General features: G+C 40.4%; 24 protein-coding genes. 3 read left to right on the forward strand and 21 right to left on the reverse strand.

Annotation, left to right across the window (positions count from 1 at the left end; all coding sequences use genetic code 11):
• Positions 1-22 precede the first annotated feature (22 nt).
• The 11 genes from QR40_RS22670 to QR40_RS22720 form a co-directional block, all read right to left on the reverse strand.
• The gene (locus QR40_RS22670) at positions 23-1,036 is read right to left on the reverse strand and encodes an IS3 family transposase (RefSeq protein ID WP_044296882.1); all 1,014 of its coding nucleotides are present in this window, start codon (positions 1,034-1,036) and stop codon (positions 23-25) included.
• Positions 1,037-1,047: 11 nt separating this feature from the next.
• Complete coding sequence (locus QR40_RS22675; RefSeq protein WP_027293389.1) at positions 1,048-1,467, reverse strand: HTH domain-containing protein; 420 nt, start codon at positions 1,465-1,467, stop codon at positions 1,048-1,050.
• Positions 1,468-1,914: 447 nt separating this feature from the next.
• A complete protein-coding gene (locus QR40_RS22680) occupies positions 1,915-2,151 on the reverse strand; it encodes a hypothetical protein (protein WP_044296884.1) in 237 nt (78 codons plus the stop codon).
• A complete protein-coding gene (locus QR40_RS22685) occupies positions 2,136-2,603 on the reverse strand; it encodes an LURP-one-related/scramblase family protein (RefSeq protein WP_027292226.1) in 468 nt (155 codons plus the stop codon). The genes QR40_RS22680 and QR40_RS22685 overlap by 16 nt, the downstream gene beginning before the upstream one ends.
• Positions 2,604-2,701: 98 nt before the next feature.
• On the reverse strand, positions 2,702-3,706 hold the full coding sequence (locus QR40_RS22690) for an ABC transporter ATP-binding protein (protein ID WP_044296886.1): 1,005 nt from the start codon (positions 3,704-3,706) through the stop codon (positions 2,702-2,704).
• A gap of 142 nt (positions 3,707-3,848) precedes the next feature.
• Entirely contained in the window at positions 3,849-4,664 is an 816-nt protein-coding gene (locus QR40_RS22695) for an ABC transporter permease (protein WP_027292228.1), read from the reverse strand.
• A 9-nt stretch (positions 4,665-4,673) separates the two neighbouring features.
• Entirely contained in the window at positions 4,674-5,615 is a 942-nt protein-coding gene (locus QR40_RS22700; RefSeq protein WP_027292229.1) for an ABC transporter permease, read from the reverse strand.
• Positions 5,616-5,637: 22 nt separating this feature from the next.
• Positions 5,638-7,281, reverse strand: coding sequence for an ABC transporter substrate-binding protein (locus tag QR40_RS22705; RefSeq protein WP_044296887.1), 1,644 nt, complete (start codon positions 7,279-7,281; stop codon positions 5,638-5,640).
• Between the two features lie 52 nt (positions 7,282-7,333).
• On the reverse strand, positions 7,334-8,176 hold the full coding sequence (locus tag QR40_RS22710; RefSeq protein ID WP_063837590.1) for an MBL fold metallo-hydrolase: 843 nt from the start codon (positions 8,174-8,176) through the stop codon (positions 7,334-7,336).
• Positions 8,173-9,036 (reverse strand): MurR/RpiR family transcriptional regulator, encoded by an 864-nt coding sequence (locus QR40_RS22715; RefSeq protein ID WP_242858575.1) that lies wholly within the window; start codon positions 9,034-9,036, stop codon positions 8,173-8,175. Before QR40_RS22715 ends, QR40_RS22710 begins: the two co-directional genes overlap by 4 nt.
• A 90-nt stretch (positions 9,037-9,126) precedes the next feature.
• Positions 9,127-9,816, reverse strand: coding sequence for an HAD family hydrolase (locus QR40_RS22720; RefSeq protein ID WP_027292231.1), 690 nt, complete (start codon positions 9,814-9,816; stop codon positions 9,127-9,129).
• Positions 9,817-10,249: 433 nt separating this feature from the next.
• On the opposite strand from QR40_RS22720, the gene QR40_RS22725 reads away from it, so the two are divergent.
• The 3 genes from QR40_RS22725 (at position 10,250) to QR40_RS22735 (ending at position 12,993) form a co-directional block, all read left to right on the forward strand.
• A complete protein-coding gene (locus QR40_RS22725) occupies positions 10,250-10,981 on the forward strand; it encodes a GntR family transcriptional regulator (RefSeq protein ID WP_027292232.1) in 732 nt (243 codons plus the stop codon).
• A 13-nt stretch (positions 10,982-10,994) separates the two neighbouring features.
• On the forward strand, positions 10,995-11,699 hold the full coding sequence (gene deoC / locus QR40_RS22730) for a deoxyribose-phosphate aldolase (RefSeq protein WP_044296888.1): 705 nt from the start codon (positions 10,995-10,997) through the stop codon (positions 11,697-11,699).
• Positions 11,700-11,937: 238 nt separating this feature from the next.
• Positions 11,938-12,993, forward strand: a complete 1,056-nt coding sequence (locus QR40_RS22735; RefSeq protein ID WP_044296889.1) for an NAD(P)-dependent alcohol dehydrogenase — start codon at positions 11,938-11,940, stop codon at positions 12,991-12,993.
• 105 nt (positions 12,994-13,098) lie between these two features.
• On the opposite strand, the gene QR40_RS22740 is transcribed toward QR40_RS22735, so the two are convergent.
• The 10 genes from QR40_RS22740 to pssE all read right to left on the reverse strand — a co-directional run bounded on the left by QR40_RS22740 (position 13,099) and on the right by pssE (position 24,512).
• Positions 13,099-14,523 carry a sugar transferase gene (locus QR40_RS22740; protein ID WP_044296890.1) on the reverse strand — a complete coding sequence of 475 codons (1,425 nt, stop codon included), beginning with the start codon at positions 14,521-14,523 and terminating at the stop codon, positions 13,099-13,101.
• A gap of 35 nt (positions 14,524-14,558) precedes the next feature.
• Positions 14,559-15,320, reverse strand: a complete 762-nt coding sequence (locus tag QR40_RS22745) for a tyrosine-protein phosphatase (protein WP_044296892.1) — start codon at positions 15,318-15,320, stop codon at positions 14,559-14,561.
• 32 nt (positions 15,321-15,352) lie between these two features.
• The gene (locus QR40_RS30200; protein WP_052431008.1) at positions 15,353-16,429 is read right to left on the reverse strand and encodes a glycosyltransferase family 2 protein; all 1,077 of its coding nucleotides are present in this window, start codon (positions 16,427-16,429) and stop codon (positions 15,353-15,355) included.
• A complete protein-coding gene (locus QR40_RS22755; protein WP_044296894.1) occupies positions 16,429-16,989 on the reverse strand; it encodes an immunoglobulin-like domain-containing protein in 561 nt (186 codons plus the stop codon). Before QR40_RS22755 ends, QR40_RS30200 begins: the two co-directional genes overlap by 1 nt.
• 23 nt (positions 16,990-17,012) lie before the next feature.
• Positions 17,013-18,464, reverse strand: coding sequence for a polysaccharide biosynthesis tyrosine autokinase (locus tag QR40_RS22760; protein WP_044296895.1), 1,452 nt, complete (start codon positions 18,462-18,464; stop codon positions 17,013-17,015).
• Between the two features lie 28 nt (positions 18,465-18,492).
• Positions 18,493-19,881 (reverse strand): CpsD/CapB family tyrosine-protein kinase, encoded by a 1,389-nt coding sequence (locus tag QR40_RS22765; RefSeq protein ID WP_027292239.1) that lies wholly within the window; start codon positions 19,879-19,881, stop codon positions 18,493-18,495.
• Positions 19,882-19,891: 10 nt separating this feature from the next.
• On the reverse strand, positions 19,892-20,806 hold the full coding sequence (locus tag QR40_RS22770; protein ID WP_044296896.1) for a hypothetical protein: 915 nt from the start codon (positions 20,804-20,806) through the stop codon (positions 19,892-19,894).
• 35 nt (positions 20,807-20,841) lie between these two features.
• The gene (locus QR40_RS22775) at positions 20,842-21,828 is read right to left on the reverse strand and encodes a hypothetical protein (RefSeq protein ID WP_138003322.1); all 987 of its coding nucleotides are present in this window, start codon (positions 21,826-21,828) and stop codon (positions 20,842-20,844) included.
• 387 nt (positions 21,829-22,215) lie between these two features.
• Complete coding sequence (locus QR40_RS22780; protein ID WP_044296898.1) at positions 22,216-23,220, reverse strand: glycosyltransferase family 2 protein; 1,005 nt, start codon at positions 23,218-23,220, stop codon at positions 22,216-22,218.
• Complete coding sequence (gene pssE / locus QR40_RS31075) at positions 23,202-24,512, reverse strand: PssE/Cps14G family polysaccharide biosynthesis glycosyltransferase (RefSeq protein ID WP_052377625.1); 1,311 nt, start codon at positions 24,510-24,512, stop codon at positions 23,202-23,204. Before pssE ends, QR40_RS22780 begins: the two co-directional genes overlap by 19 nt.
• Positions 24,513-24,518 lie beyond the last annotated feature (6 nt).

Genomic DNA, 24,518 nt, shown 5'->3' on the forward strand with positions numbered 1-24,518 from the left:
TCATGGTATTCTATGAAATTTTTTAACTATCCGTATTTTTCTGATATAATTGGCATCCAAGTTCTTCCGGTTTTTTGGCTATGACCGGATGCGCAGGTATTTTGGGAACATCCAGTGGATATTCTCCAGTGATGACAAATTTATAAAACTCATTGGGTGCAAGCTTCGCCAGATGCCATTGGTACCGCTGATTATTATAATAAGCCATGTAGTCATCAATGACAGACTGTACCTCTGCAAAGCTTACGCATTCAGCCAGTTTTGCCTTGATATGGTCCTTCATATGCCCAAAGAAACTCTCCTGGGGCGCATTGTCCCAGCAGTTGCCACGCCGGGACATGGACTGGCGCAGCTTCTTGTTATAAAGTATATGAAGAAAACTTTGGCTGGTGTAATGGCACCCCTGATCACTGTGGATGATTGTTTCTGCTTGAAGTGAGATCCCATGATCGGCCACCAGTTTATTGACCGTTTCAAGAACAAAATCCACTTCCAGGGAGTCACTGAGCACATAAGAAAGTATCTGCCTGGTAAAGGCATCCAGGATGGTTGACAGGTAGGCAAAGGATCCGCTATAGGACAGATAAGTGATATCCGTCAACAAGACTATTCTTGGTCCATAACATTCGAACTCACGGTTTAGCAGGTTGTCCGCTACATTGCTGGTCCTTAGTGCCTTTGCCATTCTTTTATATGGATTTGGGCCTCGGTATGGACAGGAGAGGTGGAACTTTTCCATCAGCCTGCGGATTTTTTTCAGGTTCATGATCACCGGCGGGGTCATATGGAGCAGTTCCATATAGATGCCCCTGGCCCCTTTGGCATAACCATGCAGCCTGTAAGCGGCCAGAACCAGATCAAAATCCTCACGGTCCTTCTGTTCCTGAAGCGMACGGACAGGAGCTGCCTTTATCCAGGCGTAATAACCGCTTCTGGAAACACCGGCTATGGAACAGAGTTCTTTGGCAGAAAGGGAATTCTCGCTTTGCCGGATCGTTTGCTGGATAATCTCAAATATACAGGAAGAGTCGTTCATAAGCAGAGCACCTACTTCCTTGTAGTCCTGAGTGAGGAAATTTTTTTTAAGAACTCAACTTCCTGTTTCAGATAATCAACCTCATGCCGAAGCTGTTTTAATTCATCCTTTTCGGATGGCGGCAGATCAGCAGCCGGGGAGACGGAGCTTTGCATCCTGTGAGGGGAATGTCCTTGGTGAAACCCGCCATATTTATCGTACTGTTCCCGAATGTGTCTGGCAATGCTCCATACCCTGCGGTCCCCAAGGACGGCAGGATCATAGCCATGATCTGCGAGGATCTGCCGCGGAATCTCCCCTAACTGGTATTCCGAGTAAAAGATCTCCTTGAACTCCCTGGTAAAGGTTAATTGGAATTTGGACACCTTGTAGGTGTAAGGATTTTGACGAAGCAGCAGCATTTGTTCATTGGTAAAAGGGTTTTTGGTCATGGTATTCCTCCTGTTCTTAGATAAGAATACCATAAGCCAAGAGAGGTGTCTAAGCCAAAAGAGGCCTCAGCAATCATCCAAGCCAGTTGTCCCAGAAACAGGGTATACCAGCAAGGCATGTCCACAATTGGGGTTCTGAAAGGTGAGGGGGTGTCCATTTATATGGAACTAATGGGAAGGGATGTCTAAAAAAATGGGAGCCCCGCTAAATGATGTGTCCACACTTATGGGTACATTATAAAATACTCAGCTCTGCTCTACGCTTCCTCCGCCCATACCAGTTTCCCACACCCATCTTTCCGAGATAGCATTCGTTGATACAAAGCTGGTTTTCTCAGCAGGTTGGAGACCCTGGGCTGTGGCCGGCCGTTCGTTTTTGGATGTTGCAATATGTGTTTCAGCAGTTCTGTGTGAAATGGATGTGACCGGAGTGCTTCTCCCATCGGATTATAAGCGGGCAGTGAGCGTGCCGCCAAAAAGTGCTCCGGGAAGGTTAGAAAATGCCAGTTTACTGTTTGCTGTAGTACCAGTTACTCTATATTCAATCACAATACGTACTCTAATGTCAATTACCTTTATAACAAAAATATCTTCCTGATTCAGCCTCATTCCTTCTGAATCAAGAAGATATTTTGGAAAGCAAAAACACGTTTCCAGAAATTTTCCGATTATCCTCTGCTGCATTTAGCAGCATCAATCGCCAAAACGATCATCAGACATATCAAAGCATCTTCATCCTGCTCGATATCCATAACATAGGTATCCGACCAGTTAAACAATTGCTTTTCCACGTGCATAATATGACGCGCACTGCTATATACGTCATAATCCCATTCCATAACACTTCCCTGAATTTCCCAGTCATTACATGTCAGATAAAATTTAGGTACAAAAAAGCTTAATTCTTTTTGTATAATTCCAATCTCATTACCATGAATATACATCCGAAACTTTGGAAGAAAGGTTAATACTTCTTCCCTAATTTCACCAACTTCTTCACCCCGCTGATTATAAATTACCAGACGATGTCCCCATGATAGTCTTCCCTCTACCGTAAAAACGGTGTCCTCATATTCATTATAAATATCATAGCTATCCAGCCAGCTGAAAACACGTTGTTTAAATAAAAGCTGCATAAGAGAACCTCCTTTGACTTTTGTTTAATTATAACATGATTTTCATGGAGCGTCGATTGTATTAATTTACTCGTTTCATTTTGTAAATCCTTTACCCTTCAGGCAGAGACTCTTTTACATTCCTCAGGTAGTTTTTCCTTCCCGTCCAATTCCAGGCAGCTTACTCTTCTTCCCTCTGTTTTTTGCATTTCCGGTTTTTGTGTCTGGCATTCTGCCTTGGCATTTGGACAACGTTTTGCAAAGACACATCCCGTCTGGCTTCTCTTCGTCAACGGCTCTACGATACCTGGTATATTATAGAGGATTTCTCCTTTTTTTTGGGGTGTGGGTATGGATTCCAGCAGGCCTTTCGTATAGGGATGCATTGGGTTGTGCAAGATTTCTTCTGTACTTCCTTCTTCCACAATATTTCCTGCATACATAACAATAATTCTGGAACACAGCTCTTTGACTACGCCCAGATCATGGGAAATAAATAATATAGTGGACTTGAATTCCTTATTCAGTTCCCGCAGAAGCTCCAGTATCTGATACTGGATTGTCACATCTAAAGCCGTAGTCGGCTCATCTGCAACGATCAGCTTCGGATGATTGATCAGCGCCATGGCGATTACAATTCTCTGTTTCATGCCCCCGGATAATTGATGGGGGTATTCCCGGTAGAGCTTTTCTACCCTGGAGAGTCCAACTTTTTTCATCATTTCTTTCGCTTTTACACCGGCATTTCTTTTTTCTCCGGGATGGTGAAGGAGATAGGCTTCCTCTATCTGTTTTCCTACCGTGATCAATGGATTCAGCGCGGTCATCGGCTCCTGGAAAATCATTGAGATATCAGCGCCTCTGACACCGCACATCTCCTCCTCCGACAGCTTTAACAAATCGGTATCTCCCAGACAGATGCAGCCTGCCGATACCCTTGCCGCCTGAGGTAAGAGCCTCATAATTGCCAGGGAGGATAAACTCTTCCCACATCCTGATTCTCCCACCAGACCGACAATTTCCCCCTCTTCTGCCTGAAAACTGATGCCATCCAGTGCCTTGTAATAATTATTCTGATTTTTAATTTCTACCGTTAAATCTTCTATCCTTAATTTTTTATCCATTTTATTCCTCCTGCTTGTTGCTGAAATTGCACCGCTGCCGGCCACTGAGCAAATGTTTCGGATTCTCCGGTACGGACAGCCGGGTGTATTGGCTAAAATCTGCGTCAGGTGTTCATACACGAAGCCTGGCAGATTGCAGTTACTAGCTGCGGCAATCCGTTATATCCCGGATTCCGTCTCCCAACAGGTTAAATCCTAATACCATAATGGTAATCATGACACCGGGTACGACGGCATACCAGGGGTTGGTCAGCAGATATCCCTGGGCTTCAAACAGCATCTTTCCCCAGCTGGCATCGGGCGGCTGTATTCCAAGCCCCAGATAGCTTAATCCAGCTTCAGATAAGACTGCACTTGAAAATCCAAGAGATGCCGTAACAATCAGTGAGGATACGACATTGGGTAATATATGTATAAACATTATCCGGAGATTCGATGCCCCCCTCGTCCGCGCTGCTTTGATATAATCCATTTCCTTTATCTGCATAAATCCGCTTCGGGTCATCCGGCAGAACCTGGGAATCGCCATGATTCCAAGTGCCGCTGCGGTATTCAGTATCCCGCTTCCAAATATTGTGATAAATACCAGCGCCAGGATTACCCCTGGAAATGCCATTTTTGCATCCATGATTAACATGATGATCTTGTCAATCCATCCCTGGAAATATCCTGCAGCCGCACCCAGTATTACACCGATTGCCATTCCGATTGCTACTGCCGTGAATCCCACCAGAAATGCTGTCTGAGACCCCTTTACAATACGGCTGAAAATATCTCTGCCAAAATTATCGGTTCCCAGAAGATGGGCAGCCGATGGTCCCTGAAAGCTGTTTAAAGTATCCATCTCATTCGGATCGTAGGGCAGGTAGATGAAACTTAGCAGCAGAAGCAGTCCCAAAAATGCGACCATACCTAATCCTATCATAAAATTCTTATTATTTCTGCATTTTTTCCACATATCAGCCACCTACTCCAAACGAATTCTGGGATCCACTGCCATATACAGCAGATCTACCACCAGATTAATCACAATCACCATAAACGCAAGATAAAATACCAGCCCCTGGACCAGAGGAAAATCCCGGTTTCCTACTCCTGAGGTAATAAGATGTCCGATTCCCGGCAAATTGAAAACATTTTCAACAATAATGCTGCCGCCCAGTACATCCACAACGGTCATTCCGAGAATTGTAATGGTAGGAAGCAGGGCATTTTTCAATACATGACGGTAGAGTACTCTCTTTTGTGTGGCACCTTTGCTTCTTGCCGTCCTGACATAATCCAGGTTCATTTGATCCAACAGGGTATTTTTCAGATAGCGGATAACCACTGCCGATGTACCAATGGCGATAGCCACCGATGGCAGGATAAGAGACCGGATGCATCCCAGCGGGTCTTCTGAAAATGGAATAAAATCTCCCGAAGGCAGCACCTGAAGTGTAACAGCAAATAGCATAATCAGCAAAATCCCCAGCCAGAAGGACGGGACTGCCACACCGATCTGTGTTAAAAAAGACAGAAACAAAGCTGATTTTTTGTTATTGTTTTTAGCCAGAAATATAGCGATTGGAATCACGGTAACCACCGTAATCAGCAGCGAAAAAACCGTTAAGGAAATGGTAACCGGAAGACTGCTCTTTAACAGATCCCCCACAGGAACCTGATAACGGATAGAATCTCCAAGATCTCCCCGGAATAAATCCCCGATCCAGTTCACATACCGCTCACCAAGAGGCAGATCCAGTCCTAACTGCTTTTCAAGGGCCTGTGCCTGGAGCGGATCTGCATCCACTCCAAGTATCACATCCACCGGATTTCCAGGAAGTATCTGAAAGACGCCAAAGGTCAGTAAAGATATAACAAATAACGTACATACCATGGTAACTATTTTTTTCAAAACGTATTTCATCAAAATTACCTCCTGGTATCCCCTATTTTGTCAGGCTGATACTGCTCATATCCAAAAACGTAACCGGATAATTTTTCATTCCCTGTACACTTTTTGAGGTAGCATAGATGACATCCGGGTCCTGGATATAGACTGCCGCTGCCTGGTCTACCAATAACTGCTGACATTCCTTAAATAATTCTACTCTTTTTGCCTCGTCCGTGGATACTGCCGCCTGGTGAATCAGCTCATCGTACTGAGGATCGGAAAATTTAAAATAATTCTTATCATATGCGGAATCAAAACGGTTGAGAAAATCGTTCGGATCCAGTTTTCCGCTGTGTCCGATAATTGTTGCTTCATAATTTGCCTTACCATAAACGGTATCCAGCCACTGCGCCCACTCGATCAGCTGAATGTCAGCTTCAATACCTATTTTGCTCAATTGGTTTTTAATCACCTGGGCGGTATCTACATGGGTCTGGTAATTAGATGGTACGGTAATGGTCATTTTAAATCCATTTTCATATCCCGCTTCTTTTAAGAGTGTCTTCGCCTTTTCGATGTCCGTGTTATAACAATTTTTCAAATCCGTATTAAAATAAGTGCTCATACTGGGGCTTAAGAAGGAATCTACTTTCGTTCCGTTGCCATTTACCACCGTATTGATGATCTCTTCTTTATTTACAGCATAATTGATAGCCTGTCTTACTTTTACGTCATTAAATGGTTCCACGCTGTTATTCAGCGCCATGAGCTGCACCATATTCTGTGGCCCCTGTACAATATTGTAATCATTTTTCAGTGCTTCCACATTCTTTGCATCCACAGAGGTAATATCCAGATCCCCGGATTTCAGCCCCATAAGGCGCGCATTTGCATCCGTCATAATCTTAAATTCTACTTTGTCAATAACCGGCATCCGCTCTTTGATGGTACTGTATTCCGGATATTTTTCTAAAATAACTTTCTGGCCCTGTATGTATTCCACAAATTTAAATGGTCCGGTACCAACTGGTTTTGTGCTGTTCTGGGTATAGTCTTTTTCTACGATAGATATAGTAGCTTTCGATAAAAATCCTGCATTTTTTTCTTTTAGAATAAGATTTACACTGTAATCATCCGGAGTTTCAACCGATGCCAGCAGCTGGTTCAAAGTTTCATTCAATGGTGCCTCCCCATTTAAACCGGCGAGCTTTTCATAAGTATATTTCACATCTTTGGATGTAAAATCCGCTCCGTCGTGGAATTTTATTCCCTGTTTCAGTTTGAAGCTGTAGGTAAGCCCATCTTCAGAGATATCATAGGTCTCCGACAAAGCAGGGATGAATTCTCCTTTTTCATTAAATCCCAGTAAACCTTCAAACACATTCATCATGATTGCAGATGTATCCGTTGCAGAAGAAAGCATCGGATCTAAATTATCCGGCTCGGATCCAACCGATACCTTCACGGTTCCTCCAGCTGCAGATGTCTTTTCAGCTTCTGCACCGGCATTCTGGCTGTCAGCTTCTGCACCGGCATTCTGGCTGTCAGCTTCTGCTGCAGCAGATTCTCCTGTTTGTCCTGCTTCCGTAACTGTAGTGTTATCCGCCTCTGCCTTGCCTTGAGAACTGCCGCAGCCAGCTGCTGATGCAGCGATAACTGCTGCTAATGTAAACACCATTAATTTCTTTAATCCTCTCATAATTGCTCCTTTCGTACCTTAACGTACTGTCTGTACTATCTGTACTATCTGTTCAATCGGCTTCATTCCGGTTATCTCCAGTCAAATATCCCAGCCCACCGCGGGGTATCTGATCCTCGCGGCAGTCTCCAAATGATCCCCAGGCGTTTTTGCATGGCTCTTTGCTCACGGGAATATTCAGACGCATGCCCGGCTCTGCCAGAATAATATTACCCTGATATACTTTTTCTGCTTCTTCCTGCAGGTTTCGGATTTCCCCATAATGAGGAAAATGAGTCAGGCATAAACCAGATACTTCTGCCTTCACCGCCACTTCCCCGGCCTCGCTGGAGCACATATGTCCCCAGACATCTCCTTTTTGACAGGCATACAGTGAAGCTTCGCATAATAATAAATCAGCTTTTCCTGCAAACTCCGCCAACCCATCGTAATAATTCGTATCACCCGAATATACCAGCACGCCTTCTGACCTGCCTTTAGTCTTTACGGCATAGGAAGGGATCTCATGCTGATTCAGGTTCACTTCAAATTCCAGGTCCCCGATTTGAAAATGGGGCTGGTTCTCATAACTGTATCCTTTGCAGTAATTCTCATATGACAGCTTATTCTCATTTCCGGGCCCCCACGCTGCAAAATCTTTCCTGCGCCTGCCGGTTAGGATATCCAGCATCACCGCATATTGCAGGCATCCCAGGTCTGCACAGTGGTCAGGATGATAGTGGGTGAGAACCACCCCGTCTAACTCCTTTAAATCTATCACATTTTGTAACCGGGATAATACACCGCTCCCGCAATCCAGAAGAACTCTGGTATTCCCTTCTTCCAGGAGATAACCGGAAGTTGCTCCATTTTTCACGGGATATGCTCCGTGGCAGCCTATGATTGTCAGTTTCATATGTTCCTTTCCATACAGTTTTCATAGATCATCTCTGTACTTTTTACATTACTCTTAATTCTTTCTTTGTCCAGGCTGACCAGTTTTACCACCAGTGCCTGCGCAAGTGTAAATACCGACGAATAAGAATCCAGAAAAAACACGGATTCCGTAGCGGCATAATACGATATATCAGCCGCTTTCGCAAATGGTGACAGGCTGCAGTCTGTAAATGCAAGAATGGTGACTCCCTTTTCTCTGGCGAGGTTTGCTGCAGACAGGGTTCTCTTACAATACCGCTGGAAGCCCACCAGAATCATCACATCGCCCTCTTTCATAAATGCAATGTGCTCATAATAATTGGACAGATTCAGATGCGTGGCATTTCCCAGAAGGTAATTCAATACAAAATGCAGATAGGAGGATACTCCCAGTCCCATTTTGTCACCCATAATCCAGATTCTCCCGGCATTTGCAATTTCCTTTGCCCCCCGTTTCAACTCATCTTTTTCATTCAAACGAAGGGTATTGGACAGGTTTGCTGCTTCCATATGCCAGTATTCTTCCAGCCAGCTTTCCTGGTCCGTGTTATTTTTCAGCTCCAGATTCACCAGTGCCCGGTTTTTCATCAGATTTTCTTTTACACTGTTTTTCATCTCCAGAAAGCTTTCATATCCCAGTCTTCCAGCCAATCTATGTATCGTAGCCTCACTGACTTTTGACTGTTCTCCCACCTCTTTAGCCGTCATCACGCAGATATTTTCCCAGTTTTTCTTCATATAAATAGCTGCCTGCTGCTGTGTATCCGTCAGCTGCTCAAACTGGTCATCAATCCTTTCGTACAGATTCCTGCCCTTCTTTTCCATTTGCTTTTCTTTCATAATCCACTCCCTTTACCGGAAGGTCCTAAAACAGAGTTTCCGGCCTTCCGGTATTTATTTAAATTTTCGATCCTATACTAATCATAAATTCTAATCTACAAACTTTATAATTTCTGATATATCGGAAATGATTTTATCATGGGTGATCTCTTCAATTCCTTCGTTTCCGTAAGGATTGATTAACACACAATTCATTTCCACTTTTGCGGCCCCTATCACATCGTCATAATAATTGTCTCCGACGTACAGAGATTCTTTGGCACTGGTATTCCCTTGCTCAAAAGCCGCTTCAAAAATTTCTTTTTCCGGTTTTTCAACTCCCATTTCCGAAGAAATTACCACCGTGTCTAATAAATCCAGTAATTGATTTTCCTCCAGAACTTTCCTGCAGGTACGATCCCAGTTAGAAATCAATCCCGTTTTTATCCCTTTTCGTTTCAACTCTTTCAAAACCCCCAGTGCACTGGGAATTTGTTTCCAACCTGCCGATTCTTTTGACCGAATCTCTTTAAACCTCTGGTAAACCTCCATAATATTAAGCCGGACATCTAAAAAATAATTCAGATTTCCAATATACCAGGGCATATAGCAAGTCTCATCCGTCCCCAATACATGGGGATACTCTTTCATAAACAGCTTATCTGTCAGATGATAAGCCTTGTGAATCCGGTTCTCAGACCGGTCAATCTGAAACTCCTTTAATACTTTTTGATACAGCGAACTTCTGGATGGTTCAACCAGAGTCATTCCCAGATCAAACCAAACATAATGATATCTCATTCATTCTGCCGCTCCTTTCTGTAGCCTAAACTTCAATTTCGTAATTATGAATTATTTCCTACAGTTTTATAATATAAATGATATTTATCATGCCTTTATCAGAATAATGTAAAGTTTTTGTGAAATAGTTTTGTGAATAGTTGGACGGTAACCCTGCAGATTACCATCGATGTCATATATTACATTATTTCAGAATATGTATTTTGATACTGGCATGGTAGAAATGAAGTTTAGGTTCATTTTTTTCAGTCTCATTATAATACAGGAACTTGTTCAATGCAAATCCATATACATCAAAAAAAGCCCTCCACGGGCTTTTTTAATTACAGTACAGAATCAATTAAAATCTTTGTAAAAGTCAGCAAACACTTGCGCACCATAATCATTTGCCATATACTATATGCAAACAGATAAAAAAAGAAAGAGGACAGTTATGAGCGAACGTTTACCTGCCTATTTAAAAGTATACCAACAATTAAAAAATGACATCCTGGATGAAAAATATAAAGTTGGGGAAATGATTCCCGTTGAACGCCAGTTAGAAGAAATCTATTCTGTCAGCAGAATTACCATCCGCAAAGCAGTGGAACTTCTTGCGGAAGAAAACTACGTGGAAGTCCGCCAGGGAAGAGGAACCAGGGTATTGGATTATAAAGCCAGACAAAGCCTCAACTGTGTTACCTCTGTTACGGAAACATTACGGAAAAAGGGGTTTACAGTAACCACAAAGAGCATGTATATCGATACCCTGGTACCTCCGGCTCATGTTTCCCAGATTCTTCAATTAGGGGACAGAGAAAAAGCAGCCAGAGTACAGCGCATACAGCTGGCGGATGGACAGCCTATCGTAATTATGAAAAATTACATTCCGGAATCCCTGGTTCCAGGTATTGCCGGCTATTGCAGCCAGTTCTCCGCACTATACCAGTTTCTGGAGGATACGTATCATATTGAAATTGATGAAGCCGCTGATAAAATCTTTGCTAAGAACGCAGAGTTTGAAGAGGCACAAATGCTGGAAGTAGAGGTCGGGGAAGCACTGCTCTGCATCCAGAGGCGCTGTTCCCAAAGAGGAAAACCGGTCTGTTTTGATGATGTAACCATTATTGGTAAGAAATATGAGCTCTATACTAATATGACCGGCCGGAATAAAAACTCAATCTGAAAGGAGTAATCCAATGAACCTGCAATTCTTAAAGGAACTGCACCGGCACATCGATGTTAGCTGTGTCCGTGCCGAAAATACCATGGATGATATTAAGCAGATGATTTTATATGCAAAGCAATACCGATTTATCTGTGCATTCTCAATGCCCTGCTTTACCCCTTATCTGGCAGATGCCCTGAAAACAGAACCAGATATACATACCGGCGGAGTTGTGGGCTTCCCTTCGGGCGCAGACACCACCCTTTCCAAAGTACAGCAGAGCACACAGCTTCTGGAAGCAGGATGTCAGGAACTGGATATGGTAATGGCTGTGGGAGCCTTAAAATCAAAAGACTTTCAATATGTAAAACAGGACATTGCACAAGTGGTACAGACAGCCAAAAAAGTACCTGTTAAAGTAATCATAGAGGCGTCTTATTTAAATGATACTGAATTGGAAACTGCTTGTAAAATTGCTTCAGAAGCCGGAGCCGCTTATGTTAAAAGCGGTACCGGCTGGGCAAATATTCCGGTCAGTGCTGATACGATCCGGAAAATGCGTGCTGCTGCTTCGGCTCATGTCAAAATAAAAGCCGCCGGGGGAATCCGCACCCTTGACCATATATTAGAAATGCACGAAGCCGGGTGTGACCGGTTTGGCATTGGTGTACAGACAGCTGTGCGGATTATGGCTGAAGCAGAAAAACGCCTTGAAAGTGGGTCAGACAGAGGATAATCGTCATATGAATGTCGTTTTACCGAGACCGTAAACATTATATAAAGATTATATCTTATATAATGTTTACGGTTTTATTTTTACTTTTATGACTATTTTATATACAAATTGCACAATTTTTATCCCAAAAGATTATGATATATTTTTGTTATTATTGAATTGATTATACATTCATTATATGTTATATTTATGGCATGTCAAATAATTAACAATGTGTTTTCGAAAGGAGATCGTAACTATGAGAGGTTTTGCAATGTTAGGAATCGGAAAAACTGGATGGATTGAGAAGCAGGCACCTGAATGCGGACCATTAGACGCAATCTGTAAACCACTTGCCATCGCTCCCTGTACTTCTGATGTACATACAGTCTGGGCAGGCGCTTTAGGTGACAGACATGATATGATTTTAGGACATGAAGCAATTGGTGAAGTTGTGGAGACCGGTTCCCTGGTAAAAGACTTTAAACCGGGAGATAAAGTAATTATCCCTGCTATTACCCCGGACTGGAATTCCCTGGAGACTCAGGGCGGATATTCCATGCATTCCGGCGGAATGCTTTCCGGATGGAAATTCTCCAACTTTAAAGATGGTGTATTCGGTGAATTATTTCATGTAAATGATGCAGACGGGAACCTTGCCCTGCTTCCATCCGGTATGGATCTAGCTTCCGCAAGTATGCTCTGTGATATGGTTCCCACCGGATTTCACGGTGTTGAATTAGCGGATGTACAGTTTGGTGATACGGTAGTTGTCATCGGCATCGGTCCTGTAGGGCTTATGGCGGTAGCCGGAGCTGCACTTCGCGGTGCCTCCCGCATCTATGCCGTTGGTTCCAGACCAAACTGCATTCAGATTGCGAAAGAATACGGTGCAACAGAAATTGTAAATTACCGTGAAGGCGATATCGTGGAACAGATTATGGAAAAGACCCATGGAAAAGGCGTTGACCGTATCGTCATTGCCGGCGGTGATGTAGACACCTTTGACCAGGCAATCCGTATGTTAAAGCCAGGCGGAAGAATTGGAAATGTAAATTACCTTGGAGAAGGTGATTATATTAAAATCCCAAGAGTTGAATGGGGCTGCGGCATGGGCCACAAGACAATCGCAGGCGGTCTGATGCCGGGCGGAAGACTCCGTATGGAAAAGCTGGCTTCTTTAATCGAAACCGGCAAACTGGATACCAGTAAGCTGATTACCCATACATTCCACGGATTTGATAAAGTGGAGGAAGCGTTGATGCTGATGAAAGACAAGCCAAAGGATTTGATTAAACCGGTTGTACTGATTTAATATAATGACAAGGGGCTGTAAAAAAACACCCTTTACAAAACAGGTTAGCGGGCATCATCTGTGCCAGCTAACCTATTTTAGTTAGGGGAGTTTTTTACAGCCCCATTATGTTGCTCCTCTTCTAAAAAACACAACATAAACCGTCTGAAAAAGTATTTTTATATCCAGACCCAGCGACCAGGTATCAATATATTTTAAATCCAATTCCAATACATCTGCGAAATCCTGTATATTACTTCGGCCGCTCACCTGCCAGAGTCCTGTAATTCCAGGGCGAAGAGTTAATCTCCTTTTATACTGACCTTTATATTTTTCGAATTCATCAACAGTCGGTGGTCTGGTTCCAATAAGGCTCATATCACCTTTTAATACATTCCAGAATTGTGGAAGTTCATCAATACTGGTTTTTCGTATGAATTTTCCCACACGTGTAATTCTAGGATCATCTTTGATCTTAAACATGAGACCATTCATTTCATTTTGCGCTAAAAGCTCCTGTTTCCTATCTTCCGCATCTGCGTACATGGAACGGAATTTATATATCTGAAACCGCCGTCCGTTTTTACCGATCCTGATCTGGGAAAAGAATAAAGGTCCGGGTGACTCCAAAAGAATAAATGGAGCAACCAAAACAACTGAAATGCCAGTTAAAACCAGCCCTACTATTGCACCTGCTATATCTATTAATCTTTTAACTACCTCCATTCGCAGGCCAATGGTTTTTTTATAAAAGGAAGTGACATAATAATTCCCCATAATCTGCAATTGCTTATTATGGTCCGCAAGCCGTTTATCTAATACCTGTATATTAACATCCACCATAGCTCCCATATCCTCCAGGCTTTCGATAATGGGATAAAGGTCAATGCCTCCATTGTACGGCATGTTAATAAATACTTCATCCATAACTGCCTGCTTTGCATATTGAAACAGATTATTCTTATTGGCAGTGATCTCGATACCTCTGATTTTGTCACCCAGTTCCTCATCACCTGCATCCCACAGAACCAGAGACTGAATTATGTAATCCCACATACTCTCATCTTCCAGATTATCCAGAACCTCCTGCACACACTCCTTTACAGTTAAAACTACCAGGCGCTTGCTATGATTACTGTATTTATAAATACTGTTTAAATAAATTTTATAAAACATCCGGAATAAAAACATGAAGAGTATATTACCAATAAAATTATAGAGCAATATTAACCTTGAAAAATCAGATGATTTTTTCACCAGGAACAGCAGCACTATAATAACTGCTATCAGGTAAATATTTCCCCGCAGAACAGAAATCAGTTCCTTCCATGCACCTCTCCTAAAAAAGCGCAGGCCGGATGAGCGTAAAAAATATATTCCTATATAAACCAGCACAATTACCAATAAGGATGATCCCGTACCAAATTCTATTCCAATCTCAAAGAAATCTCCAAAACGTATGTAATTCGCAATAAAAAAACTAAGTGAAATGGCCATTATATCCATTAAAATCACGATTACGGTATTCAACTTTTGTTTTTCTGAATTCATACAACCATCCCTCCATCTCTGATACATTTTTTCTATCAACGTAAATATGATCCTGGTACCCTTGGATTTATAATCAATACCTGTTGATCCCTTAATATTCTTTCGGGATTAATATTGAAAAGAATCTGCGCATAGCCTTCTGAATAATTTCTGCTGATATAACGGTATACACTTTTCAATCCCGGCATCCGGCTGTGGATGTGATGGCAGTCACTGGCTATCACCTGTACCAGATTACAATCTAACAGAAGGTGCGCAGTTTCCTTTTCAGCCCGCCCGAATACTCCTGCAATACTTCCTTTATTTATCTGAATAATATAACCTCTCCGATTCCAATCATAGGCAATCTGAGGATTTTTTTGAATTGTTTTATATCGTTCCGGATGCGCAATCACCGGAATTAATCCTTTACTTTCAATGATCTGAAGAAGTTCAAACAGAATTTCCCGATCAGTATCAAATGAAAATTCAGTCAGCAGGTACTTTGACTGGTTCAGTGTCCAGATAGTTCCGGCGGATAATTTATCATATAGATTATAGGATGCAAATACTTCCATACCTTTATAAATATTTATTTGCATGTTCAATTCAGAAAGTCTTTTTTCTAACCGTTTGAATTGGTTATTTATTGACTCCTGCCGGCTTTCAGGGAATATCTCCGTCAGATTTCCGTGAGGTGTCAGAACCACATCTGTAACACCAGACTGTGTACATATTTTTAACATCTCTACTGCTTCTGTCAAAGAATCTGCCCCATCATCTGTTTCCGGTAAAATATGGGTATGTATATCTATCATGTCATCCTCCTTCAAGTGCAGTAAAATCAACATTAATTACGGTATTCCGGTTTTCTGATTATTTTTCGCAAGAAACAGACATTCTTTTTTAATCTGATTTTTATTTTTTCTTTCAGACAAATAAAGAAATATATCAGAAAACTGCAATTTACAGCTGCAAGCAGGCTTATGATCCTGTACACAGGAAATTTTCCTGGATTCCGGTAACTTTTCCAGAATTCCATTACTTCCTTGTTTAGACATATTTGTTTTACTTTATTATATCCTTGTTTTGCACAGTACATATTGATCAATTGGGCATGTTTCAAATACGCATAATGGTCTTCATAAGCCTGCTGAATCCTGCTGTTCTGCTCTGCAAATCTACCAAGCCGTTTCAGACAACGGTTTTCTACTTTAATTCGGCTGTCTAATATAACCTTTGTAACCAGACTGTTCTCTCTGGTATAATAGATGTACACAGATCTGGATACATATCCGACCTTTCTTTTCAAATGGGAGAAATATTCCAGATTAAAAAGATAATCTTCACACCAGGATATATCCTCCGGAAACCAGAGATTGTTATTTTGAATAATTTCTTTTTTGTATAGTTTGTTCCATAATGCACCGTAATAAAAACCATGTACACATTTTGAAAAATCATCAATAAAGCTGCTCTGATCCAGCACTCCCGTTAACGTTGACTGCCAGAAGTTTCTTTCATTTTCAAATTTCCCAATAACCAGATCTACATTTTCTTGAGAAAGAAAAGGAAATACAAGTGCAGACAAACTTTCCCGATCCATCCTGTCATCTGCATCTACAAACCAGAGATATCTGCCCTTTGCCCTTTTTATACCTTCATTTCTGGCATGTGAGACCCCCAGATTTTCCGTATGGATAACATAAATTCTTTTATCCATTTTCTTAAACCTGTCACACAGAAGACCGCTTCCATCATCAGAACCATCATCAATAATAATGATCTCAAAATCCTGATACGTCTGATGCAGTATATCCTGTACGACAGCCTCTAACCATGATATACAATTATAAACTGGAATTATGATACTAACCGTGTAAGTTGACTGCATATAGCCATGCCCTTCTTCCGTTCTGGTTACCATTATTTCACTGTTAAATACAGCTTTTTCCCAGTTGAGACATTTCCGTCCTCATCCGCAACGGTATATGCAAGTGTATATGTCCCGGGAGCTTCCGTATTATATTCACCATCAACCATGATCTGACGGTATAAGTACTGTTGGGATGATTTATCGTCAACAATTTCTGATATATAATCCAGTGGATTAAATTTGTCACCTATTTTTATTTCAACTTTTTCTTTCAGCAGCTTCAGCACCGGTACTGCCGGATTTGCATTCTGTTGTGATGTATCCGTTTCTGTTGTACCTGATTCTGTTATTTCCTGCTCTTCTGTATTCTTTTCTGTAATATTTGTTTCAGCTTCTGTTCCATTATCTGCTTCTGTTACATTCCGCTTATTTACTGATTTATTTATCTCGGAGTTTACTGCATCTTTTTCATCTGTATTTTTATCTGTAAACTCTACCGTATCTTCTCTGCCCTGACGGATCCGGTTCTGTGTTACTTCAATTGCACTGAGACTTAATAAAAACAGACCTGCGCATATAATTCCGAGAATCACTGTTATGATTTTTCTCATATACACCCCTCCATTGCCGTATTTTAATATCGTTCATTTTCATAATCTACGTATTCATCATATTTTGAATACCCATACTTACTGTATTTTCCATATTTTCCGTTTCCGGTAATTCCTGACTCTGCAAAATTAAGTATATATCCGAGAATATTGATACCACTGCTTTGTAAAGTGTCAATCCCTTCCTCGACTGATCTCATTTTACTCTGTCCCTGCTTCATTACATATATTGTCTCATCCACATATCCTCCGATTATAACCCCATCATTCATCAGTGTAACCGGCGGCGAATCAATAATAATGTAATCAAAAGATTCCTCTTCCTTAAGGTATTGCAGTAATTTAGGGATATCTCCTTTCGTGAGCAGTTTGTCAATTGCTTCTCTAGCTGTACCTGACGGAATCATGAAGAAATTTTTATCCACTTCTTTCAGAATATCCTTTACCTCTATATCCCCAGCCAGATAATTAGCAATACCTGCCTCATTTACCTGCATTACCAGATAGTTGTCCGGGTTTGACTTCTGATGCAGATTCATATCTATTAATACTACTTTTCTGCCTATTGAAGCAAGTGCTCTTGCAAGCCCCGTGGCTATCGTCGTAGTTCCTTCATTTCTTCCTGAACTGGTGACCAGAAAAACTTTACTTTCCTCATCTCTTTTTTTGTGTTCCAGTTTAAAGCCTACCACATTTAATAAATCCTGAAATTCATTACCCACACGGCTTTTTCCAAAAATCATTTCATTTCTGCGCCGGCTTCTGGCTTTCATTAATATTGTGGGCAGCTGAGTGAGGCAGGGTATATTGGTTATACGTCGTATATCCTCAGTAGAACGCACGGTTTTCTGTGATGCTGTATAAAAAACCACAAACAATACACAAGCGAAAACCCCCAGAACACCTCCTATTAAGCCATAATAAACTGCATGATATGGTGTCATCGGCTCCTTTTCGTTCATAGGGTTTTTAACTTCTTTCAAATCAACATTTCCCACTACGTCAGATGCATACGACGGGTATACTTCTTTTATTGTTTCCGCTACACTCTGAGAGACGGAATAATGATCCGACACGGCCTCTATGGTGATCATATTGATACCTTCTACATAATAACCGGTAATTTCAGCAGGAATACTGTCCAGGGAATCCACCCCCAGAGCATTCGCGATATCTTGTCCGCAGCCGCTGGCTGTTAATGTTTCTTCAAATGCTGTTCCCAGGTATTTTGCCATCAGTATATTCTGGGAAGAATCCTGGGTCTTATTGACCATGTATGTAACAGCTGCCTTGTATTCCGGATAGTATATAAACCCTGCCACAGATAAGACCAATGCTGCTGATGATAAAATAACCAATAACATTGACAGCCAATAACGTGACAGGCACCTCCAGATGTCATCTATGATACTGCTGATATTTATTACGGCTGCATCATCATAAATATCTTTTACCTCATTTTCATAATCTCGCATCTATTTATCCTCTTATTTTCTATAATTACTAATAAGTACTAATTCGTTTTTCTTTGCTTTTTTGTCTTTTCACCATGCTGCACACTTTATTCTTTACTCCATTAAGTACAAATCCAATAACCGGAACCCCATTGCTCTCCATTAGGTCAATACTGTCATTAATCATTGTAACCCTGGATGACTCCTGACGTACTACCATAAGCATGGAATCCATATATCCCGCCATTACTTCGATATCCTGAATAATACCTACAGGTGCAGAATCAATAATAATATAATCCATCTCTTTTTTAGCTTCTTCCAGCAATGCTTCCAGATTCCCTATCTTTTGTATGAAATTGTTCCCTGCTATAAATTTATCACCGAGAATATAGTACAGATTGCAGCGTCGGTCATAAGATATCAGGTCTTTATATCCGGTACCATATTCAAAACAATTACCGATCTGTTTATCCGGCAGTACAGGAAGTCCCAATACTTTATGTAATGCTGGTCTTCGAAGATCCAGATCCAGAACCAATACTTTCTTTTCCCTTTGTGCCAGAATTAATGCTATATTAGCTGCAAGCGTAGACTTTCCTTCATTCTCCAGGACACTTCCCAAAAGCAAAGTTTTGGATTTGGTTTTATCCATTTGATATTCCATTTTAGTTACAATCTTCTTCATATTTTCAGAAAATGCAAATGACACTGAGGGTTTTGTTACCAGAATACTTTCTTTTCCTTTATGATCTTTTGCTTCGTAACGAACACTACCGATAAAATCAGCGTCGATCTTTACCTTGGCCTGCTGTTCATTATCCAGTTTCCCATTGAACACATGAAATAGTATAACAGCCGCCATTCCCGTAATAACAGCCAGCAGACTAATACCGACAGATAACAGTATTGCATTATTAGGTATCGGTTCAATCTGGTCAGCAGATGGAGCAGATAACGTTTCCAATGTATAACTTTCCATGGCATATGCTGACACATCTTTATAACTGTTAATTGCTTCTTTCATTATTTTAAAAGCATTTTCCGGAGTATCTCCGGATGCCTTTAAAACTATAAGATTTGAATTCTCAGTTCCTTCTGCAATCAGACAGTTTTTCGTATAGACATTCTTTCCCAGTTTTTCTTTTACTATGTTTAAATAAATATCACTGTTTAATATTCCGCAGTACTGTGCCACAGCCTGATTATATTGAAACTCTCTTAAAGTCTGTGCTGAATTATCTTTTGCCACCACTACTACACTTGAGGCAGCAGAGTACTTAACCGGTAACAATTGATTAATACCTACATAACTTAGGAATCCCAAAATGATACTCAACATCAATATAATTTCTAAATTCCTCAGCACTGCTCTGGCAATAGCCGGCATGTCAAGACCCATGGTCTTATTTAGTAAAACTTTACTTTCTGATGCCATAATATCCTCCTCATTCAACAACAACTATCAATTCTGCATTGCCGCTATAACCGGTTTCTTTTGATGTATAGTTATAAATAACGGAATAATTACCCTTTTTGGCAGTATCAACATTTGACTTGTAAGATATATCAGCAATCGAGATCCATTCCCCTGCCTTTTCTAAAAGCTGTGATTCTGTGTTTTCTCCCTCTGAGACACTTCCCCGCTCAATCTGTTTTACACTTCCGTCTTTTACATAAGCCACAAAATCTGCCGGATTCAATTGCTCACCTTTTTTCATGTATAATATATATTGTTTTAGATATATCTGCGGTTCAAATGCTGTTTTCTCATAACTATCCTCATATATTTCCACAGAGACCGGCAAAACGGCAGTATCTCCAAGGCTATTTTCCACTTCCAGAGAGCACTTATAAATTCCGCTTTCTATATCCTCTTTAAAAATATCATCGCCTGTGACTTTTACAAATGCACTGATATCGCCATCAATACAATCATTGGCATGAACAATAGACATCAAATCTATCGCAGTAGATTTGGAAAATCTCAAAGGACTGTCTATGTTGAAATGAGGGGAATTATAATCTGTATACTCCAGCTTTCTGGAGGTCTTCCCAATATTCCCTGCCTTGTCTATCGATACATAAGTTGCTGTAAATTCCTGTTGGTCCCCCTCCGGATTTTTTTTAATTCCTTCCAGGAAAACTGAATCTGTCAGATCACCTTCTTCAGGATCCATCGCAGTCACACCTTTTAACAGATCTTTCTGGCTATCGTGTATACTTGCTTTTATTTCTGTGGGATTACAGCTTAAAACCGGCTCTCTCAGATCTTCATTTTTAATCTGTATGAATAGATATACAACCATACAGATCACAGAGCATGCAAACAAAATTCTCATTACATATTTCAACCATTTCATATTACTAAGTACTCCTTTCATTGAAACTCTTTTTTCTATTCCGGTAATTCTTTGTATTTTACCAGCATATATTTTTCATCCATCGCATATAGAAGCGCAAATAATACAAAAATGTAATCCAGGGTTCCAAGCACATCTACCCACCACAGAGATATAAAATATAAGACAAAGCATATGCTTAGTGCAGCCGCCAGACGGGAGCCCCTGCATAACGCGCTCCGAAAGCCTTTGATAAGAAAAAATCCATATAGCAGCAGCTGTATTATTAACCCGGGATAGGCGACTTTTATATACTGGTTCACATAATAATTATCAATGGAACTTATCCAGAATCCCTGATACGCCCAGTTAAAGGTATATCCATATCCTCTTCCTATCAATGGATTGATCCAATCTAGTTTAAAAATAAGCGGCAATAACTTTCTGTAATCTTCACTCAATACATATGTCGTTGTATCCACCCCCAGAGATTCTGCAAACTTTGTATTTAAGGCTGCATCAATCAGATGGGCAATGGAGATAAGTACCGACTGGACAGCAGCGGTATTGTAAAACAACATTATGACAATGATACCGGTTATCGCAGTATAAAAAGCAATTAATAACACCGGTAATTTTTCTTTACGGGAACTTGCCAGAAAGATAATGAAGATTTCAAGCAGAAACAGTCCCAACGTAGATCTGGAACCTGTCAGATATACATTTACGGCTATCAGCAAAAAAAGCCAGAAGTGTGAAAATAAACTAATTGCTCTTTTCTTGTAATGAAAACAAACCAAAGGTGTCATTATTAATAAATACAATCCGTACCCCAGTGGATGATGAGCCGGCCCCATGATCCGGTACTGACCATTTCGAAAAGAATCACCCACCACCATGCCTGGTATCATTTCAAACTGTAAGAAAACAGAACCTTTTAACAGGAATTCCAAAATACCCAGAATGCACAGCACATAAGCGATACGGATCAAAACGGATAAAAATTTCTCAACCGAAAGTTCGGCTTTAAATAAATAGATCATTGTGTATAGAACCGCCAGCTGATCAAAAAACGGGTTAAAGAATGTATTTATATTTCTTCGGTATACTGCTGTGTAAAGCAAAACAATCATATATATCAGTACAAAAGCATTCCCACGAAATGAAAAAATGACATTTTTAAATTCCTTTGTCCGCCCAGGATTACGCAAAATCATATACCAGATGATTAAGAGTGTTACCCTCTGGCAATTGAAAACAGAAAAACCTATGTAATCCGGAATAAAAAAAATCGAGATTACAAGAAAAATTGATAATGAATATAAGGAAACTTTTTTATTCTTACTTCTATTCTGGTGCCTTAATTTTTTTTGGAAACCAACTTCGCTGTTCAATGGAAATATTCACATCCTCTCCTGATTCTAAATCCCCTACACCTTCATTCTGATTCTATAGAATTGTCCAAAAATCACTCCGAATCCCCTTATCGTATATTTGTTAACTAACTTTAAAATACATCCTCTTATTCCTCTTTTAAGATATTTATTACTTCTGTAATTACTGAAATAAGTATCAATTATGTTTATAATCTGATTATGATAATCCATTTTTAATTTCTTATCCCTTAATAAAGCAATTCTTCCAAGGGAACTGCATAGCAGGATTTTTACACAGAAATATTCCAGTTCTGCAAAATAGGTATCCCAGAAATGGTGTACATGGTAAAACTGAATGATTTCGTGTATTACCGTAATCATTTCTCCAGCCCGTGGATTATGCTTTTGTGTCTGGGTAGAATTTTTTCTATAATAATGTGTTACATATTCAGCTTCCAGATAAACGGCTCGGTTAATATACGGAATTAAATTTATGTAAAAGGCAGTATCTTCGTATATCAGCCCTTCCGGAAAAAACACTCCGGCCCGCTTTAATACCGATGCCTTATACAGCTTATTCCAGGGAGAAACCAGGGGATTCAGAAAAAGTTCTCTCTTATTCTTTTTCTCTGATACGGAGGCATAATTTTTCAGACGGTATTTTCTTCCATTTTTAATCTCATAATATCCGTAGCCGCATTCCACCATATCTGCACTTGTTAATACTGCTCTTTTATACATTTGCTCATACATAGCAGAATCAACTGAATCATCAGAATCCACAAATCCTACATATTCTCCGGAACATAAAGATAAGCCCTGGTTTCTGGCTGCAGCCTGGCCTCCATTAACCCTGGTGAACATCCGGATTTTATCCGGATATTTTTTTAAGTATCCTTTCATAATCTCCTCTGAAGAATCTGTAGATCCGTCGTTAATCAGGATAATTTCTATTTCCGGTAATGTCTGGTGCACCAAACTGTCCAGACACTCTTTTAAATATGCTTCGGTATTATATACCGGTACTATAACGCTGACTTTTATTTTTGATCTCTGCATGCCATAACCTCTTCTATAGACCTGACTAAAAAATCCGGAAAATATAAACTGATATCAGAATGATTTTCATAATATAAGATTTCTTTTTTCGTTGAAAAATTACCTGTCTCTAAATCCATCAGCATAAATTTAATATGCTCAGAATAGGTATGTTCTGCTTTAGAGTAATGCAGGTAAATATGGTTTTCTTTATTATTTCGGACAGCATCCAGGATCTTCACTCTCAGATGATTATTTAATTTCTCTAATTTATCCTGATCTGCATCCAAATACCCACAGCCGGTAACCGATACCAGAGTCTGCTCCAGCCGATTATTTTCATCCATCAGATAATCTCCAAGCCGGTATTGGGGGGCACCTGCAATGATTGTACTGCCAGGAATCCGAACCCCAAAATTGATTGCTGCATAACCGCCTTTACTCGATCCGGCAAAAATGATTTTTTTATACCGGCCTTCACTGATTGTTTTCTTAATCAGGCTTTCAACTGCGCGTTCAACAAAAAAATCCATATTCTCACCCAGATAAAATAATCCTCTTGCATCATTCCCTCCATCGTCCAGCACAAATATTTTATCTGCATTTATCCTCTTTAGTGTTCTGACGTAATTATATCTCGCCTTAATTCCGGCTCTTGTACAGGAACTAAACACAAAAATGACTGCATCAGAGTGCATTTTTTCAAATAGATATTTCACAGTAGTATTTTCATACCAGTAGTATTTCTGATGAAACATGATTTTGATTTTTGTAGTGAGATATTCTATATATTTCCCAAATCTTTTCTTAGCAGACTGATCCTGTTTTCCTGCTTGTATCCGATCCAGACAGCCTCCAATATTTTTGATATAAGATTCCGTATTCGAATTGTAAATGAGGGGGGTAAACTGTTCAATTGCCTCTAATTTATTTGCAAGATCAGCTGTTTCCCTGCAAAAGCAAATAAATCCTGCTGCTTCGAACTGGCTGAGCAGTTCCATCTGATGATTGTCTATATGTTCATGGTATTCTTTTTTCCTTGGCACTGCGACTACCTTTTTCCCAGCTTTGATTGCCCTGACTATAATCCCGGTTCCACCGTGTGTTATAATAATCGAACTTTCAGATATTTTTTCTTCCATCTCAGTCTGGTTCAGAAATGCACGGTATGTATAATTAACAGGGATATATTGGGAATAACCGGTTTGGGCATAAACAGCTTCTTTTATGACACCTGTCCCGATCAGGCGGTCTACCTCTATTAATAGCCTGTCAAAAGGAAACTTTTGACTGCCCACTGTAACAAAAATCATTTTTAA

This window comes from Robinsoniella peoriensis (genome assembly GCF_000797495.1).
GTDB lineage: Bacteria > Bacillota > Clostridia > Lachnospirales > Lachnospiraceae > Robinsoniella > Robinsoniella peoriensis.